We start from the raw sequence: 16,943 nt of genomic DNA, 5'->3' as shown, positions 1-16,943 counted from the left end.
TTATGCTTAACAACTTAATTAAATTTTTAGTGCAAAATAAACTGGTAGCCTTTGTGCTTTTGGTAGTGTTTTTACTATGGGGTTTAATAAGTGCGCCTATTTTTACGAATAATGGGCTGTTAGGTTCAAATGCCGTTGCTGTAGATGCCATTCCCAATTTAGGTGATAATCAGCAAATCGTATATACTGAATGGGAAGGGCAATCACCACAGGATATAGAGGATCAGATAACCTATCCGCTTACCACGAACCTTTTAGGGTTGCCAGGGGTTAAATCAGTAAGAAGTTCCTCTATGTTCGGTTTTTCTACGATATACCTCATTTATGACGATGATGTCGATTTTTATTGGGGTAGAAGCCGTATTCTGGAAAAGTTAAGTAGTCTACCGCCAGATTTGCTTCCTAAGAATGTAGTGCCCAAATTAGGGCCAGATGCAACCGCATTGGGTCAGTTGTTTTGGTATACCATAGAAGGAAGGGATGACGAAGGTAGGGTTACCGGTGGATGGGATTTGCATGAACTAAGAAAAGTACAGGATTTTTATATAAAAAATGCTTTAGCCTCTGCGGAAAATGTTGCTGAGGTGGCTTCAATTGGAGGTTATGTTCAAGAGTATCAAATTGAACTTAATCCTTTGCTTATGCGTCAATATCAAATTTCTCTTAATGAAGTTGTTAGGGCGGTAAGTGAGTCCAATAAAAATGTTGGAGCCAAAACGTTGGAAATCAATAATGCGGAATATTTAATAAGGGGTCTGGGTCTTATTGAAAATATTCAAGATATTGAAAATGCGGTTATTACCACCAATGATTTTGTACCTCTTTCCATTAAGGATATTGCGGTAGTATCCTTGGGGCCAAAAGAGCGAAGGGGAATTTTGGATAAAGAAGGTGCCGAGGTCGTTGGTGGTGTTGTTGTAAGCAGGTATGGAGCCAATCCACAGAAAGTTATAGAATCCGTTAAGCGTAAAATTTCACAAATAGAAAAGGGGCTGCCATCTAAAATGCTCAAAGACGGTAGAACGTCAAAACTGACTATAGTACCATTTTATGATCGTACCGAATTAATAAAAAATACTCTGGGTACACTAAATTCTGCCCTTGCAATGGAAATTTTGATTGCCATATTGGTAATCTTGGTGATGCTGAGAAATTTAAGGGTTTCTTTAGTAATTTCTGGGCTATTGCCAATAGCGGTACTCATGGTCTTTATCATCATGAAATTATTTGGAGTTGAAGCCAACATAGTTGCATTGTCCGGTATTGCTATTGCAGTAGGGACAATGGTAGATTTAGGTATTATCTTGTCTGAAAATATAGTTCACAAGATTGAGAACAATGAAAAGGAAGTACCTATAGATAATTTGGTCATTGAAGGGGTTCAAGAAGTTTCTGGAGCTATTATGACTGCGGGTTTAACTACTATTTTGAGTTTTATACCTGTTTTTGTTTTGACTGGGGAAGAAGGTCGCTTATTTACCCCTTTGGCATTTACCAAAACTACCGCCCTTTTGGCCGCTATGTTTTTAGCGTTATTCATTATACCTCCAATCATATCAACTTGGTATAGTAGTACACATAAAAAAAATATAAAAGGTTTGGGGTCTTTTGGTCTAGGCCTTATTGGAATTTTAATGTGTTATTGGGGTTATTGGTTTGGTATTGCTTTAATAGGGTTAATGGTTTTAAAATTATTTGAAAACTATAACAGAATATCATATTTGTCCGGAAAGAGATATAGATTGGTTTGGTTGGTGATATCCATTGTATTTATACTTACATACTATTGGAAACCTTTAGGTATTCAAGCATTTTTTACTACCAATCTAATTTTTGTAGTTCTTATTGGTTCAATAGTTTTAGGAGGATTATATGTATTTCACAAATATTATGAACATGTATTATTATGGGCCATGGAGCATAAGGCGGTATTTTTTGCCATACCCCTAACCATTATAGTATTTGGTGTTTTGGCCTATAATACAATGGGAAAGGAATTTATGCCAAAATTGAACGAAGGTTCATTTTTGTTAATGCCAACATCTACGGCACATACTGGGATATCAGAAAATAAAAGAATTTTGCAACAGTTGGATATGGCCGTGGCAAGCATCCCAGAAATAGAAACGGTAGTTGGTAAGGCCGGCAGGGTAGATTCTGCATTGGATCCCGCACCGTTGTCCATGTTTGAAAATGTAATTTTGTATAAACCTGAGTTCATTTTAAATGATCAAGGAAATCCTATCTCATTTAAAACGACCAATGAAGGGTTGTTCATGACCAAAACAATGGGCGAGGTTACTTCAGGCTCTGGTGTATCAATAGAAGAGTTGATTGTTGATGAAGATGGGGAATATTTTAGAAATTGGAGGCCTCATATTAGAAGTGCGGATGATATTTGGAAAGAAATTGAAGCTGCGACTACATTGCCAGGTATAACCTCTGCACCCAAATTACAACCTATAGAAACCAGATTGGTAATGCTTCAAACTGGCATGCGATCACCAATGGGTATTAAAATTTTTGGACCAAATTTAGAAAGTATAGAGGCATTTGGGCAGGTTCTGGAAAAAGAATTAAAAAAGGTTGATGCTATTGATGCTACTTCTGTTTTTTCTGATAGAATTGTTGCCAAACCATATATTAATGTAAAATTTGATAGAATAAAAGCTGCAAGATTTGGTTTGACAATGAGTAGATTGCAAGAGATACTAGAAACGGCAATGGGAGGAAAAGTTTTGGCCCAGACCATAGAAGGTAGGGAGCGGTTTGATGTAACTTTACGCTATCCAAGAAATTATAGAGATGAACCAGAAGATATTGGTAATATTCTAGTTTCATTGCCCAATGGTGGCAGTATACCACTATATCAAGTCGCGGATGTGCAATTTGAAAAAGGTCCTCAAGTAATTAAAAGTGAGGATGGGTTTCTAATGGGGTATGTTCTATTTGATAAAAAAAGTGACTTTGCGGAAATTTCAGCTGTGGAGAAAGCAAAAAAACATATAGAGTTGAAAATCGATGAAGGCGACATACGAGTTCCGGAAGGAGTTAATTTTAGATTTTCGGGTACCTATGAAAATAATCTGCATGCAGAGAAAACCTTGTCTTTTGTCATACCTATGGTATTGTTGGCAATTTTGTTATTACTTTATGTGCAGTTCAGGTCGTTGACTATTTCTTTTATGATTTTTTCGGGAATAGCGGTGGCTTTTGCCGGTGGTTTTATAATGCTGTGGTTTTACGGTCAGGATTGGTTTATGGACTTTAACTTTTTAGGATATGATATTAGGGAAGTTTTCAATGTAAAGACTATAAATATGAGTGTGGCGGTCTGGATCGGGTTTATTGCACTTTTTGGTATAGCTACAGATGATGGGGTGGTTATAGCCACATACCTTAAACAAAATTTTGAGGCCAAGACGCCTGAAAATATCAGTGGTGTAAGAAAAGCGGTTTTGGAAGCAGGAAAAAAACGGATAAGACCATGTTTAATGACAACGGCCACAACATTGTTGGCTTTATTGCCTATAACAATGGCCAAAGGACATGGAAAGGATATTTTAATACCCATGGCCATTCCTAGTTTTGGTGGTATGCTCGTAGCTTTGGTGACCTTATTGGTAGTTCCGGTATTGTTCTGCTTTTGGCAGGAACAAAAATTAAAAAAATAGTAAATAGCTATAATGGAAATCTTCAATACATATAAGAATTATATCATTTACCTTTTGATATTGTTAGCGGGGCTGTTTTTAGGGTATTTGTTCTTTGGTGGTACAAATCAATCTACCCATAACCAAGTTCAACATGTAGCGGGTGATCGTTACACCTGTTCCATGCATCCAACTGTTGTAGGTAAGGAAAAAGGTCTATGTCCCATATGTGGAATGGAGCTTGTTCCTAAGACTAAAATGGATGTGCTCCAAGACGAATATAAATTCACCATGAGTGAGAGGGCTATTTCTTTAGCTAATGTTCAAACCCATAAAATTACTTCAAATATCATGGGTGGGGAAGTAATTTTAGCTGGCGAAATAGCATTAAACGAAAATACCAATGCCACACAGACCACTTTGTTTGATGGGCGTATAGACAAACTTAGTATTAAATATGTTGGAGAATATGTAAAGAAAGGCCAAGAAATTGGCACTATTTATAGTCCAGAATTATATTTGGCTCAAGACAAATTATTGACATCATCATCTTATAAGGATTCTCATGAAAAACTATATGCTGCAGCAAGAAATACATTGGGTTTATGGAAATTAACGGATAAACAGATAGATGATCTATTAAAATCTGGAAAGCCTATTGTAAACTTTCCTTTGGTAGCGGATGTATCGGGTACGGTCGTAGAAATATTAGGCACGGAGGGCTCATATTATAAACAAGGGGATCCATTGTTTAAGGTTTCTAACTTGTATTCTGTCTGGGCTGTTTTTCAAGCCTATGAAGACCAATTACCATTGCTAAAGTTAGGACAGGAGATTGTTATTAGTTCAGACGCAATCAATACGGATTCTATAGAGACTAAAATTTCATTTATTGAACCTGTTTTGGATAAAGGAAAAAGAATTGTAGCAGTTAGGGCCAATATTACCAACGCGAAAGGGCTTTGGAAGCCAGGCATGTTCATAAAAGGCAAGGTTAAAATCAAGAATGAAAATGAGCAAAAGATTGTAGTGCCCAAAAGTGCAATTTTATGGGCGGGTGAGCACTCTGTGGTTTATGTCAAACCAAATTCCGCTAAGCCAATATTTGAAATGAGAGAGGTTAAATTGGGTAGCGCCATTGGTAATAATTATACAGTGTTGCAAGGTCTGAAAATTGGGGAAGAAGTGGTAACCAATGGAACGTTTACCATAGATGCGGCTGCTCAATTACAAGGTAAAAAGTCAATGCTGTATGCTAAGGATTCTAGTAATGGGCATAATATTATGGCAACTAATGAAAACAGTAAAATGTTGCCCGTGGCCCTAAATGATCAAATAAAGGAATTATTAAACATATATTTTGAATTAAAAGATAATCTAGTATTCTCTAATAAAGTGGATGCCGTTAATACTGCCAATAAATTAAAAGAATTATTGCACAATATAGACATGAATAATGTGGGCAATGAATTTCAAAAAAATATGAAAATTTCCAAGGAAATGACAGAAGCAATAATATCAGAGAAGGGTCTTGAAAAGAAGCGTTTAGGCTTTAAAAATCTTTCCGGATCATTTACTTTTTTTGCCTCACATGTTCAGGATTTTAATGCTCCCATATATTTACAACATTGTCCTATGGCGGATAATAACTCAGGAGCGGACTGGTTAAGCTTGGAAAAGGCAATAAAGAACCCGTATTTTGGGGATAAAATGTTGACCTGCGGTTCTGTTACCAGAATTTTGGAATAGGTTCAAATAATTTCCAAAAGTCTTTCCAGTGCCATGCCTCTAGATCCTTTAATTAAAATAGTTGAGTTTTGTAGTATAGGGTGTTCGTTCAAGTAATGCTTTAAATCGTCAAATTTTTTAAATTTATTTGATGTTATTTTGGTGCGATAAAAGTTTTCACCTATTAAGATCATTTGGTCAATATTCAATTTTTCGGTGATTTGTGCTATGGTTTGGTGTTCCACGTCTGCAGAATCACCCAATTCAAACATGTCTCCTAATATTGCTATTTTATTTGGCTTGTCAAGAGTACTAAAGTTTTCTAATGCAGCCTTCATACTTGAGGGGTTGGCATTGTAGGCATCTAAAATAATATAATGGCCTGCCGTCTCAATAATTTGGGAGCGGTTGTTCTGGGGCGTGTAATTTTCAATAGCATTTTTTATTTGAGATAATTCAACATTAAAATATTTCCCCATGATAATTGCTGCACAGCAGTTGTGAAAATTATAAGAGCCTATTAGATTTGAAGTTGCTTCAATATGATCAAACTTTACACGGACAAAAGGTTGTGCCCCTAGGTATTCAATGTTGTAGTATTTTGAATTCTCTGTGCTGAACCCGTATTTGTGCGTGTAAGATTTCAATTTATTGAGTTGTATGGGGTCGTCCGCATTTAAAAAGATAGATTTATTATTTTTGGTCAAATACTCATACAGCTCGCTTTTGCCCCTAATAACGCCTTTCACGCCGCCAAAGCCTTCTAGGTGTGCTTTTCCAAAATTGGTTATATACCCAAAATCCGGCTCTGCAATACTGCTTAAAAACGTAATTTCATTTAAATGGTTGGCGCCCATTTCCACTATTGCGATTTCCGTATCAGGCTTTATGGACAGTAGAGTCAGTGGTACGCCAATATGGTTATTTAGGTTACCTTTTGTTGCTATAGTCTTGTATGTGGTAGATAAAACTGCATTGATGAGTTCCTTGGTTGTAGTTTTGCCATTGCTTCCTGTTAGGCTAATGATTTTAGCCTTGCAAAATTTTCTGTGATAATTGGCCAATTGTTGAAGCGAGGCAAGGGTATCGTTTACCAGGATTGTCCTATCGCTCTTGTTGAATTCTTCTTCGTCTACTACGGCGTAACTAGCGCCTTGTTTTAGGGCTTGTTCTGCATAAAAATTTCCGTTGAAATTATCTCCTTTAAGGGCAAAAAATATATCTCCCTCATTAATTTTACGAGTATCTGTACTAACGGAAGGAAATTTCAAAAAAACCGAATGTAAATCTTTGATCGTCATAAAATCGAAGATATAAAAAAAGCCCTTTGTGAAAAGGGCTTTTAGTATTTATGATGAAGAGAAAATGCTATTTAGCTTTTTTTCCTCTAACGGTTTTGTTTTTGGTTTTGGATTTTGAACCCACTCTAGACATAGCACATCTGAAACCGATGTAATCTGTTGCCATGTATTGCGGCAAATATCTTCTTTGTGCCGGGTCTAACCAATAAGCTCTATCTCTCCATGAACCACCTTTGTATACTCTAACTTCGTCATTTATAAGTGTAGTCCTGTTATTGGATGAATCATAACCTTTAATAAGATTTCCTGCAGAATCTCTTGCAACGGAGTGCTTAGGAGAATTGTACATCTTTTTCTTATCATCTTGCTCGTCATCATCGCTAAACCTGTCATAGAATCTAGAAGAACCTGGGTCTCCGTCTCTATATCCTCTGTTGTCGCTAGATGAAAAGTTTGTTCTTAGGTAAGTTTCCTCTTCGTCTACCGGAACCATTTTAATCTCTCCGGGTAGATTTACGGCAATAACTTTACCATTTGGCAAGGTGTCAAAAGCAATAGAATCTTTTAGAACTTTCACTTTTCCGTCTTCGCCAATGGCGCTTTTCATATAAATGTTTCCTCTGTAGTAGTTGAAATCACTTACTTCGTCGTCAACAATTGGTCGGTAAACATCAGCAACCCACTCGGCCACGTTACCTGCCATATCGTAAAGACCTAAATCATTTGGTTTATAAGACATAACTTCCGCGGTAATATCGGCTCCATCATCAGACCATCCTGCAATTCCGCCATAATCACCTTTACCTTGCTTAAAGTTGGCTAACTGGTCTCCGCGACCTACACGTTGTCCGTTACGTGTATAATCACCTTCCCAAGGATATTTTTTTCTACCTCTATAATTGTTGTATTCTCTTTGTCCAACCTGTGCCTGAGCTGCATATTCCCATTCGGTTTCTGTTGGTAGTCTATATTCAGGCATTATTATACCACTACTTCTTTTGGCAAAAGCAGAAGTACTATCTTTTTTCATTTTGCCTTGTAGGGAATCTATTTGACCATTATAAACAGATTCTGGTCTGTTTAAATATGCTTCTGTACTAAATGTTCCTTGAACTTCTCCAGTTGCAGCTTGGTATTTGGCATCTTCGGACAAATAACCTTCACGTTCCAACATAACTTCGTTTACACGATCGGTTCTCCATTCTGCAAATTGTGTTGCCTGTATCCAGTTAACACCAACCACAGGATATTCCGCATATGCCGGATGTCTTAAATAGTTATTGGTCATTGTTTCGTTAAAGCCCAATCTGTTTCTCCATACCAGTGTGTCCGGTAAAGCACCTACATAAATATTGGTGTACTTAGGGTTTTCTGGTGGATATACGCTTTTTAAATAGTCAAGATACTCAAGGTACATTACATTGGTTACCTCTGTCTCATCCATATAAAATGACTGAACATGCTGAGATGTTGGGGTGTTGTTCCAATCATGCATAACATCATCCTGAACTTTACCCTTGGTAAATGTACCACCTTCAACAAATACTAATCCAGGAGCGGTTTCTTGTTCCTTGAAGTCTGTATTATATTGAAAACCACCTTCCTTGGCATTTATTTTCCAACCTGTAGCTCTAGATGTATTTTTGGAAGATGAAGATTTAGAACAGCTGTTAACCGTTAATCCCCCAACGATAACAGTGCATGAGAGTACAACTTTTATTAAACGTTTTTTCATAATTAGGACTTGAGTTCAATTTTAATAAGTAATAGTAGTTTGGCTTCTATTCCTTATAATACTAAGATTTCTTTTAATTTGTTTGACACTTTCGCTCAATAGAACGGCGTTTTTATAAGATTATTTTACATTTCAAAATAATTTAAATAAATCCTATACCGCCCGGTGCACATAAAATGACCTTGCTTAATATTCTAAACGGACAAATAAGCTAAATAGTATGGTTTAAGGTATTTCTTTTATTGGCCAAGATAAGGTCGTCAATTTTCAGATTTAGGAAGTGTTGTTAGTAGTTGAAATTTTCTCTAAATCGTAAATTCTAATAAAAAACCATATAATGATACAAGATAACGGTAAAAAGTCCGTTTTCATGTAAAATATTAAGGGCGATTCTATATTAACGGTATATTTCGCTCCTACTTTTAAAGATGTAATTCTAATGAGAAAAATCTCAATAATTTTCTTTGTACTGGTAATTGGGAAAGTTGCGGCCCAGAATGACCAACGTGTTATTACCACCGCTGTACCATTTCTAACTATAGCTGCAGATGCAAGGTCTGCCGGTATGGGTGATATGGGGGTTGCAACATCAACCGATGCTTTTTCTCAACAATGGAACCCGGCAAAATTTGCATTTGCGGAACGAAAAATGGGAATAGGAGTTAGTTATACTCCATATTTAGAAAGTATTATTACGGATATTTCATTGCTAAATGCCAGTTATTATAATAAACTTGATGAGCAAAGTGCGTTTGCTGTTAGTTTGCGTTATTTTACTTTGGGTGAGATAGAATTAAGGCAGTTTGCCAATGACCCCGGTACTATTGCAAAACCAAACGAATTGGCTTTAGATGGGTCGTATTCCTTAAAGTTAAGCCCTACGTTCTCTATGTCGGTGGCCGGTAGATATATCAGATCAAATTTAAAATTACCTCAGAATGGATCAGAGGATTCCCAAGCGGCAGGTTCATTTGCAGTTGACGTAGCGGGTTATTATAGGTCTAGAGAAATAGCTTATAATAATTTTGATGGTCGATGGAGGGCAGGTTTTAATTTATCCAATATAGGAGGGAAAATTCAATACGATGCCGGTGGACAGGAAAACTTCCTACCCAGTAACTTAAGATTTGGAGGTGGATTTGATTTTATTTTAGATCAAGATAATGTAGTTGGTGTTACGGCAGAATTTAGTAAGCTGTTAGTGCCTACTCCACAAGATTTTGATAATGACGGCGATGTTGATGCAGAGGATAATGATATTTACCAAAATGAAAGTGGTTTTAGCGGTATATTCAATTCATTTACAGATGCTCCAGATGGCTTTAGTGAGGAGTTAAAGGAGTTTACATGGTCTTTGGGTGCGGAATATACCTACCAAGATTCATTTATGTTCAGAACGGGTTACTTTAATGAAAGTGAGGAAAAAGGGTCCAGAAAATTCTTTACCCTGGGAGCAGGATTTAAATTTAATTCTGCGCAGATAGATTTATCCTATCTTTTCTCTACCTCTCAGGTAAGAAATCCACTTGAGAATACGTTGAGATTTTCTTTGACCTTTAACTTAGGGGAAGAGTTCTACAATGATTAAATGATTATAAATAGAAAAGTTTATAAAGCCTGCAGTAATGCAGGTTTTTTTGTTAAAATACTCGTGGTCAAAATATGTAAATTAGCTAATTGATAAATGTCCTTAATAATTTAAGATGGGAGTACAAAAAAAAATAAGTATTGAGGTTACGGTACATGATACTGCGGAGGAATTGGACGGGTCGTATAGAGAGTTAATGTCCATGGCCGTCAATGCTAGGAAAAAGGCCTATGCGCCCTATTCCAAATTTTCTGTGGGTGCGGCGGTTTTAATGGAAAACAATGAGATTTTAGAAGGTAATAACCAGGAAAATGCATGTTATCCTGCAGGTTTATGTGCGGAACGTGTGGCTATTTTCTATGCAGGGGCCAAATATCCGGGTATGCGTATCAGGGCCATTGCAATATCAGCTGCGGCATTGGATCATAAAGTTAGTGATCCCGTAGCGCCTTGTGGTAGTTGTAGGCAAGCAATATCTGAATATGAATTTAAACAAAAGGAGCCTATTAAAATTCTGTTTATGGGTGAGACAGGTAAAGTTATAACCTGTAATTCTGTAGCGGATTTGTTGCCTTTGGGCTTTAATAGTAGTTATTTGGAATAAGGTTGTAAAAGTTTCATTTAAAATATCCACGTTATTTGTTGTTTTTGTTAAGCATATAATTTCTTAATTCATTTGCTTCTATTATTTTTATCGATTCATTTATATGTGTATTTTTGCCCTTCTGTGAGACGTGGGTATAACTTGCCTTATAAATCTCAGGGAATTTTAAAACCTTTAGTTAAAATTGATGAAAAAAATCACCAAGGAAACGTATTTGAAATGGTATGAGGACATGCTATTTTGGAGGAAATTTGAGGATAAATTGGCCGCTGTTTATATTCAGCAGAAGGTAAGAGGATTTCTTCATTTGTATAACGGTCAAGAAGCTGTTTTGGCCGGCGCCCTGCATGCAATGGATCTTAGCAAGGATAGAATGATTACTGCGTATAGAAACCATGTGCAACCTATTGGTATGGGTGTTGATCCTAAACAGGTAATGGCAGAGTTGTATGGTAAGGTAACAGGAACCTCTAAAGGTATGGGTGGTTCAATGCACATATTTTCCAAAGAGCATCGTTTTCATGGAGGGCATGGTATCGTTGGAGGTCAAATTCCACTAGGTGCCGGTATGGCCTTTGGTGACAAATATGCTGGTAGGGACAACGTAACCTTATGTTATATGGGAGACGGTGCCGTTAGACAGGGATCGTTACATGAAACTTTCAATTTGGCTATGTTATGGCAATTGCCAGTGGTGTTTGTTTGTGAAAACAATGGTTATGCCATGGGTACTTCTGTAGAACGTACCTCGTACTCAACGGAAATATGGAAGCTTGGTCTAGGTTATGAAATGCCTTGTGGCCCTGTAGATGGTATGAATCCCGTGACGGTTGCACAAGAAATGAGCAAGGCCATTGAAAGGGCAAGAAGCGGTGGAGGTCCAACTTTCTTGGAAATGAAGACCTATCGTTATAGAGGTCATTCTATGTCAGACGCCCAGCATTATAGAACTAAGGATGAGGTGGCTGAGTATAAAAAGATTGATCCAATTACCCAAGTTTTGGATATTATAAAGGAAAACGATTACGCATCGGATAAGGAAATCAAGGAAATTGACAAAAGGGTTAAGGAATTGGTTAAAGAATGCGAAAAGTTTGCAGAAGAGTCAGATTATCCACCAGTAAACCAATTGTATGATATGGTTTACGAACAAGAGGATTTTCCATTTGTTCAACATAAAATATAAATAAATGGCTATAGTTGTAAATATGCCCCGTTTAAGCGATACCATGGAAGAGGGTACCGTAGCTAAATGGTTAAAAAGCGTAGGAGATAAAGTTGAAGAAGGAGATATACTGGCAGAAATCGAAACCGATAAGGCTACGATGGAGTTTGAATCTTTCAATGAAGGTACTTTGTTGCATATTGGTATTCCTGAAGGCGACACTGCCCCTGTGGACAGTCTATTGGCTATCATAGGTGACGAGGGTGAGGATATTTCTTCTTTATTAGAGGGGGGTAGTTCATCTGCTCCGACAGCTGAAACTACTAATGATACCGAATCCGAAAATGGTGCCGAAGAAGAAGTTTCAGGAGATGCAGATCAAAGTGGTGGTGAAATTCCAGAAGGAGTGGAAATAGTAAAGATGCCCCGTTTGAGCGATACCATGGAAGAAGGTACGGTAGCAAGTTGGTTAAAGCAAGTGGGTGATGATGTTGAGGAAGGCGATATTCTTGCAGAGATAGAAACAGATAAAGCTACTATGGAGTTTGAATCCTTTTATAGTGGTAAATTACTTTACATAGGTATTCAAGAAGGTGAATCTTCTCCGGTAGATGCTGTATTGGCAGTAATTGGACCAGATGGTACAGATGTAGATGCTGTATTGAATAATAAATCCGGTGGGGCTAGTAGTAAAAAAGCTGCTACGGCTACTGTAAAAGAAGGAAGTAAACCAGCCCAAGCGGAAGAGAAAAAAGAGGATACAAAATCGGTTGCCGATGGGGAACGAATTTTTGCATCACCTTTGGCCAAGAAAATTGCTGCCGATAAAGGTATAGATTTATCAAAAGTAAATGGATCTGGCGATAATGGAAGGATAATCAAAAAAGATATTGAGAATTATACTCCAACAACTGCAGCGGCAACTGCTGAAAAAGCGGATGCTGCCATAGCTTCAAAACCGGTATCAATGGCTTTGCCAACAGGTGAAGAAGGTACAGAGGAGGTTAAAAACTCCAATATGCGCAAGGCAATTGCCAAGGCATTAGGTAATTCTAAATTCAGCGCACCACATTTTTACCTGACTATAGAGGTAGATATGGATAATGCTAAAGCTTCTAGGGCGCAGATCAATAGTCTTCCAGATACCAAGGTATCTTTCAATGATATGGTATTGAAGGCTTGTGCCATGGCACTTAAAAAACATCCACAGGTAAATACAACTTGGAACGGTGAGACCACTACCTATAACAAACATATTCATATGGGTGTGGCTGTTGCTGTAGATGAGGGCTTGGTAGTACCAGTAGTTAAACATTGTGATCTTCTAGGGCTTACCCAGATTGGGGCAGCTGTAAAAGACTTGGCAGGCAAGGCACGCAACAAGAAGATATCTCCGGCAGAAATGCAAGGAAGTACTTTTACGGTGTCTAACTTGGGAATGTTCGGTATTCTAGAATTTACAAGTATTATTAATCAACCTAACTCGGCAATATTGTCGGTTGGTGCAATAGTTGAAAAACCGGTTGTTAAAAATGGTGAAATTGTTGTAGGCAATACAATGAAATTAACACTTGCTTGTGATCATAGAACGGTGGATGGGGCTGTAGGCGCTCAGTTTCTTCAGACATTGAAATCATATGTAGAGAATCCTGTGACCATGCTAGCTTAGGAAACTCGTTTAAATAGAATTTTAAAAGCATCCTTTTAACGGGATGCTTTTTTTTATCTTTAGAATCTAAAATAATACTATTATGAAACATCTATTAGTGGTGCTTGTAGGGTTGGTCGCTCTAAGTTGTGGAAATGCCAAGATTGAACAATCCACCGTATTGAACCCTACCAATCCTAAAGGAGTAACAGGTAGTATATCCTCAGATGAAGTGGACAGTGAAGCTGCCAGGGTCGTCAATACAGTAAAATCCACTGCAAATACGGTCACCACCCCTAAGGAAATAGAATTGACCATGAATTTTTTAACTTCCGATGCGTTACAGGGAAGAGAAGCGGGTAGCAACGGTATAGCAGAAGCCGCAAGTTTTATTGAGAATAGCTTTTCTAAAAACAATGTATCCCCATATTATAAGACCTATAAGGATACTTTGAGCAATTTCTATGATGGTGTAGCTTTTAATGTGATTGGGTACATCCCGGGAAATGATGCAACGCTCAAGAATGAATTTGTTGTTATTGGGGCCCATTATGACCATATTGGTTTAATTAGTGCCGAGGGTGGTGATACTATTGCTAATGGAGCCAATGATAATGCCTCTGGTACAACTGCGGTAATTGAATTTGCAAAATACTTTGGCAAGTCTAAGACAAATAAGAGAAGTATATTGTTTGCCTTGTTTTCGGCAGAAGAAAAAGGACTGTTGGGTTCTAAACATTTGGCGGAGAAACTAAAGAAAGAGAATTTGGATGTATATGTGATGTTAAATTTTGAAATGATCGGCGTGCCAATGGTCAATAAAGACCATGACTTATATTTAACAGGTTATGAGCGTTCTAACTTAGCGGCAATAAGCAATAGTTATGCAGGAAAAAATATGGTAGGTTTTTTACCTAAGGCAAAGGAGTATAATCTTTTTAGACGATCGGACAATGCACCTTTTCATGATGAATTCAATGTCCCTTCGCAGACATATAGTTCTTTTGACTTTACTAATTTTGGAGAATATCATAAAGTTGGTGATGAGGTTCAATTAATGGATTTTGAACATATGTCAGCAATTATAAACGATGCAATACCAATGATAGAGGGTATTGTTAACTCACCTTTAAAAGAAGTAAAATATAATTAATGGATTATATAATTATAACAGGTACCAGTAGGGGAATTGGTTTTGAATTAAGTAAGTTATTGGCCAATGATGGTTATAAGGTTTTGGCATTATCAAGAAATGATGGGCCAATTAATGAACTGGGCCATAAAAATATAGAATCATTTTCGTTTGATGTTTCTTCCGCTGAGGACAGGGAAAGGTTAAAATCATTTTTAAACAGTAAGAATGCCCATGTAACTGCCCTTATCAATAATGCTGGGAAACTGGTGAACAAACCTTTTCTGGAAACTACCGAGGCCGAATTTAAATCGGTTTATGAGGTAAATGTTTTTGGGGTGGCGGAAATGATGAAGTTAGTTCTGCCATTTATGAAAAAAGACGGCCATGTGGTAACGATTAGCTCAATGGGGGGCATTCAGGGTAGTGCTAAATTTGCTGGTTTGGCGGCATATAGTTCCAGTAAGGGAGCAGTCTTGACCCTATCCGAATTACTTGCAGAGGAATATAAAGAAACGGGTCCGTCATTCAATGCACTGGCATTGGGTGCGGTGCAGACCGAAATGTTGGAAGAAGCGTTTCCGGGATATCAGGCACCGATATCCGCAGTGGAGATGGCGGCATATATTATGAATTTTGCGCTTACCGGTCATAAATTATATAATGGTAAAATATTACAGGTAAGTAGTAGTACCCCTTAAGTATGCATCAAACACTAGCCAAATATTTGCCGGAATCTGCTGTAGTTCCATGTTTTGAGCTTATAAAGGAAACGCACGTACATTTAAAAATTGTTAATGAACGGGTAACACGCCATGGCGATTATAGGAGACGAAAAGATGGTCATCATCAAATAACCGTAAATGCGTCACTGAATAAATATAGATTTTTGATAACGCTTATTCATGAGATTGCACACTTGGTGGCATTTGAAAAATATGGCCGTTCCATTAAACCACATGGTGTAGAATGGAAAAAAACTTTTCAATATTTAATGCTACCTTTTATTAGGCCAGAAGTATTCCCGGCACAGGTTTTACCTTTGATTGCAAAACATTTTAAAAACCCGAAAGCAAGCAGTAGTACAGATGCCCGTTTATCTATAGCACTAAAGCAATATGACGAGCAACAATCAGATAAAAATTACGTTTACGAATTACCGATAGGAAGCGTTTTTAGAATTTATAATGGTAAAATTTTTAAAAAGGGTAATAAACGTACCAAACGCTATGAATGTATTGAAATGGCTTCTGGCAGAATGTTTTTATTTCAACCCAATGCCGAAGTAGAATTAATAAAAAGTTAATATGAACAAAGATTATTATGCCGTATTGATGGCAGGTGGGGTAGGGTCAAGATTTTGGCCAATAAGTACAAGTGATAACCCAAAACAGTTTCATGATATGTTGGGTACGGGCAGTACCTTGATACAGAAAACGTTTCAACGATTAAATAAGTTCGTACCTACGGAGAATATTTTGATTCTAACCAATGAGCGATATAATGATTTGGTGTTGGAGCAATTGCCTATGGTAAAGCAGGATCAGGTGGTGTTGGAGCCAGCTATGAGAAATACGGCTCCATGTATATTATATGCCGCAATGAAAATCCAGAAAATGAATGAAAATGCGGTGATGATCGTAGCGCCAAGTGATCATTGGATAGAAGATGAGGAGGCATTTGCAAACGATGTTACTGCATGTTTTGAAAAATGCAAGACAGAGAATGTTTTGTGTACTTTAGGGATAAAACCTTCATTTCCAAATACGGGGTTTGGATATATTGAGTTTGATAAATCAGATAATTCCCAGATTAAAAAAGTAAACCAGTTTAGGGAAAAACCGGACTATGAAACGGCAAAGGATTTTTTGGCACAAGGCAATTTTTTGTGGAATGCGGGTATTTTTATGTGGAGTGTAAAGACCATAGTAGATGCTTTTAAGAGCTATCAGCCTAAGCAGCATCAATTGTTTCATGAAGGGGTATCGGAATATAACACTAGCGGTGAACGTGAATTTATAGCAAATAATTATCCTAAGGCAGAGAATATTTCCATTGACTATGCAATCTTGGAAAATTCAAATGCCATATATGTTTTGGAGGCTACTTTTGATTGGAATGATTTGGGTACCTGGGGTTCGTTATATGATAAGCTAGATAAAAACCAGCATAATAATGCCGTGGTCAATGCAAAGGTTTTATCCCAAGATGCCAATGGGAATATGATCAGGTCAAAAGCTGGGAAAGTGGTCGTGGTAGACGGTCTTAACGATTATATTATTGTGGATAAAGACGAGGTGTTGTTAATTTATCCAAAGACAAAGGAACAAGATATTAAACAAGTACTCAATAAGGTTAAAGAGACCTTTGGGGACGAATATGCTTAATT

At 37.3% G+C, this 16,943-nt stretch carries 12 protein-coding genes; 10 read left to right on the top strand and 2 right to left on the bottom strand.

The features are described from left to right. Positions 1–2 precede the first annotated feature (2 nt). Both ABVM52_RS03990 and ABVM52_RS03985 read left to right on the top strand, forming a co-directional pair. Positions 3–3,674, top strand: a complete 3,672-nt coding sequence (locus ABVM52_RS03990) for an efflux RND transporter permease subunit (RefSeq protein ID WP_405383952.1) — start codon at positions 3–5, stop codon at positions 3,672–3,674. 12 nt (positions 3,675–3,686) lie between these two features. After that, positions 3,687–5,402 (top strand): efflux RND transporter periplasmic adaptor subunit, encoded by a 1,716-nt coding sequence (locus ABVM52_RS03985; RefSeq protein ID WP_405383950.1) that lies wholly within the window; start codon positions 3,687–3,689, stop codon positions 5,400–5,402. Between the two features lie 2 nt (positions 5,403–5,404). Here the strand turns inward: ABVM52_RS03985 and murF are convergent, their stop codons facing one another. Beyond that, the gene (murF, locus tag ABVM52_RS03980) at positions 5,405–6,682 is read right to left on the bottom strand and encodes a UDP-N-acetylmuramoyl-tripeptide--D-alanyl-D-alanine ligase (RefSeq protein WP_405383948.1); all 1,278 of its coding nucleotides are present in this window, start codon (positions 6,680–6,682) and stop codon (positions 5,405–5,407) included. A gap of 67 nt (positions 6,683–6,749) precedes the next feature. Beyond that, positions 6,750–8,417, bottom strand: coding sequence for a gliding motility lipoprotein GldJ (gene gldJ, locus ABVM52_RS03975; protein ID WP_405383946.1), 1,668 nt, complete (start codon positions 8,415–8,417; stop codon positions 6,750–6,752). A 439-nt stretch (positions 8,418–8,856) separates the two neighbouring features. On the opposite strand from gldJ, the gene porV reads away from it, so the two are divergent. The 8 genes from porV (at position 8,857) to ABVM52_RS03935 (ending at position 16,941) form a co-directional block, all read left to right on the top strand. After that, entirely contained in the window at positions 8,857–10,005 is a 1,149-nt protein-coding gene (gene porV / locus ABVM52_RS03970) for a type IX secretion system outer membrane channel protein PorV (protein ID WP_405383944.1), read from the top strand. A 115-nt stretch (positions 10,006–10,120) separates the two neighbouring features. Continuing rightward, entirely contained in the window at positions 10,121–10,609 is a 489-nt protein-coding gene (gene cdd, locus ABVM52_RS03965) for a cytidine deaminase (protein WP_405383942.1), read from the top strand. A 187-nt stretch (positions 10,610–10,796) separates the two neighbouring features. Next, positions 10,797–11,795 (top strand): pyruvate dehydrogenase (acetyl-transferring) E1 component subunit alpha, encoded by a 999-nt coding sequence (pdhA, locus tag ABVM52_RS03960; RefSeq protein WP_405383940.1) that lies wholly within the window; start codon positions 10,797–10,799, stop codon positions 11,793–11,795. Positions 11,796–11,799: 4 nt separating this feature from the next. Continuing rightward, on the top strand, positions 11,800–13,443 hold the full coding sequence (locus ABVM52_RS03955) for a 2-oxo acid dehydrogenase subunit E2 (RefSeq protein WP_405383938.1): 1,644 nt from the start codon (positions 11,800–11,802) through the stop codon (positions 13,441–13,443). Between the two features lie 82 nt (positions 13,444–13,525). Then, positions 13,526–14,575 carry a M28 family metallopeptidase gene (locus ABVM52_RS03950; protein WP_405383936.1) on the top strand — a complete coding sequence of 350 codons (1,050 nt, stop codon included), beginning with the start codon at positions 13,526–13,528 and terminating at the stop codon, positions 14,573–14,575. Continuing rightward, on the top strand, positions 14,575–15,255 hold the full coding sequence (locus ABVM52_RS03945) for an SDR family NAD(P)-dependent oxidoreductase (RefSeq protein WP_405383934.1): 681 nt from the start codon (positions 14,575–14,577) through the stop codon (positions 15,253–15,255). Before ABVM52_RS03950 ends, ABVM52_RS03945 begins: the two co-directional genes overlap by 1 nt. Before the next feature lie 2 nt (positions 15,256–15,257). Continuing rightward, a complete protein-coding gene (locus tag ABVM52_RS03940; protein ID WP_405383932.1) occupies positions 15,258–15,860 on the top strand; it encodes a SprT-like domain-containing protein in 603 nt (200 codons plus the stop codon). 1 nt (position 15,861) lies between these two features. Then, positions 15,862–16,941, top strand: a complete 1,080-nt coding sequence (locus ABVM52_RS03935; RefSeq protein WP_405383930.1) for a mannose-1-phosphate guanylyltransferase — start codon at positions 15,862–15,864, stop codon at positions 16,939–16,941. Positions 16,942–16,943 lie beyond the last annotated feature (2 nt).

This window comes from Maribacter sp. LLG6340-A2, from assembly GCF_045057105.1.
In the GTDB taxonomy this organism is placed as follows: domain Bacteria; phylum Bacteroidota; class Bacteroidia; order Flavobacteriales; family Flavobacteriaceae; genus Maribacter.
The sequence above is the reverse complement of the archived record's forward strand: the minus strand, read 5'-3'. Positions and strand labels throughout refer to the sequence as shown.

Excerpts from the sequence above, each read along its gene's own strand:
- ABVM52_RS03945 (WP_405383934.1), top strand. The coding sequence starts at position 14,575 with ATGGATTATATAATTATAACAGGTACCAGTAGGGGAATTGGTTTTGAA.
- pdhA (WP_405383940.1), top strand. The coding sequence starts at position 10,797 with ATGAAAAAAATCACCAAGGAAACGTATTTGAAATGGTATGAGGACATG.
- porV (WP_405383944.1), top strand. The coding sequence starts at position 8,857 with ATGAGAAAAATCTCAATAATTTTCTTTGTACTGGTAATTGGGAAAGTT.
- ABVM52_RS03940 (WP_405383932.1), top strand. The coding sequence starts at position 15,258 with ATGCATCAAACACTAGCCAAATATTTGCCGGAATCTGCTGTAGTTCCA.
- ABVM52_RS03950 (WP_405383936.1), top strand. The coding sequence starts at position 13,526 with ATGAAACATCTATTAGTGGTGCTTGTAGGGTTGGTCGCTCTAAGTTGT.
- ABVM52_RS03955 (WP_405383938.1), top strand. The coding sequence starts at position 11,800 with ATGGCTATAGTTGTAAATATGCCCCGTTTAAGCGATACCATGGAAGAG.
- ABVM52_RS03985 (WP_405383950.1), top strand. The coding sequence starts at position 3,687 with ATGGAAATCTTCAATACATATAAGAATTATATCATTTACCTTTTGATA.
- ABVM52_RS03935 (WP_405383930.1), top strand. The coding sequence starts at position 15,862 with ATGAACAAAGATTATTATGCCGTATTGATGGCAGGTGGGGTAGGGTCA.
- murF (WP_405383948.1), bottom strand. The coding sequence starts at position 6,682 with ATGACGATCAAAGATTTACATTCGGTTTTTTTGAAATTTCCTTCCGTT.
- gldJ (WP_405383946.1), bottom strand. The coding sequence starts at position 8,417 with ATGAAAAAACGTTTAATAAAAGTTGTACTCTCATGCACTGTTATCGTT.
- ABVM52_RS03990 (WP_405383952.1), top strand. The coding sequence starts at position 3 with ATGCTTAACAACTTAATTAAATTTTTAGTGCAAAATAAACTGGTAGCC.
- cdd (WP_405383942.1), top strand. The coding sequence starts at position 10,121 with ATGGGAGTACAAAAAAAAATAAGTATTGAGGTTACGGTACATGATACT.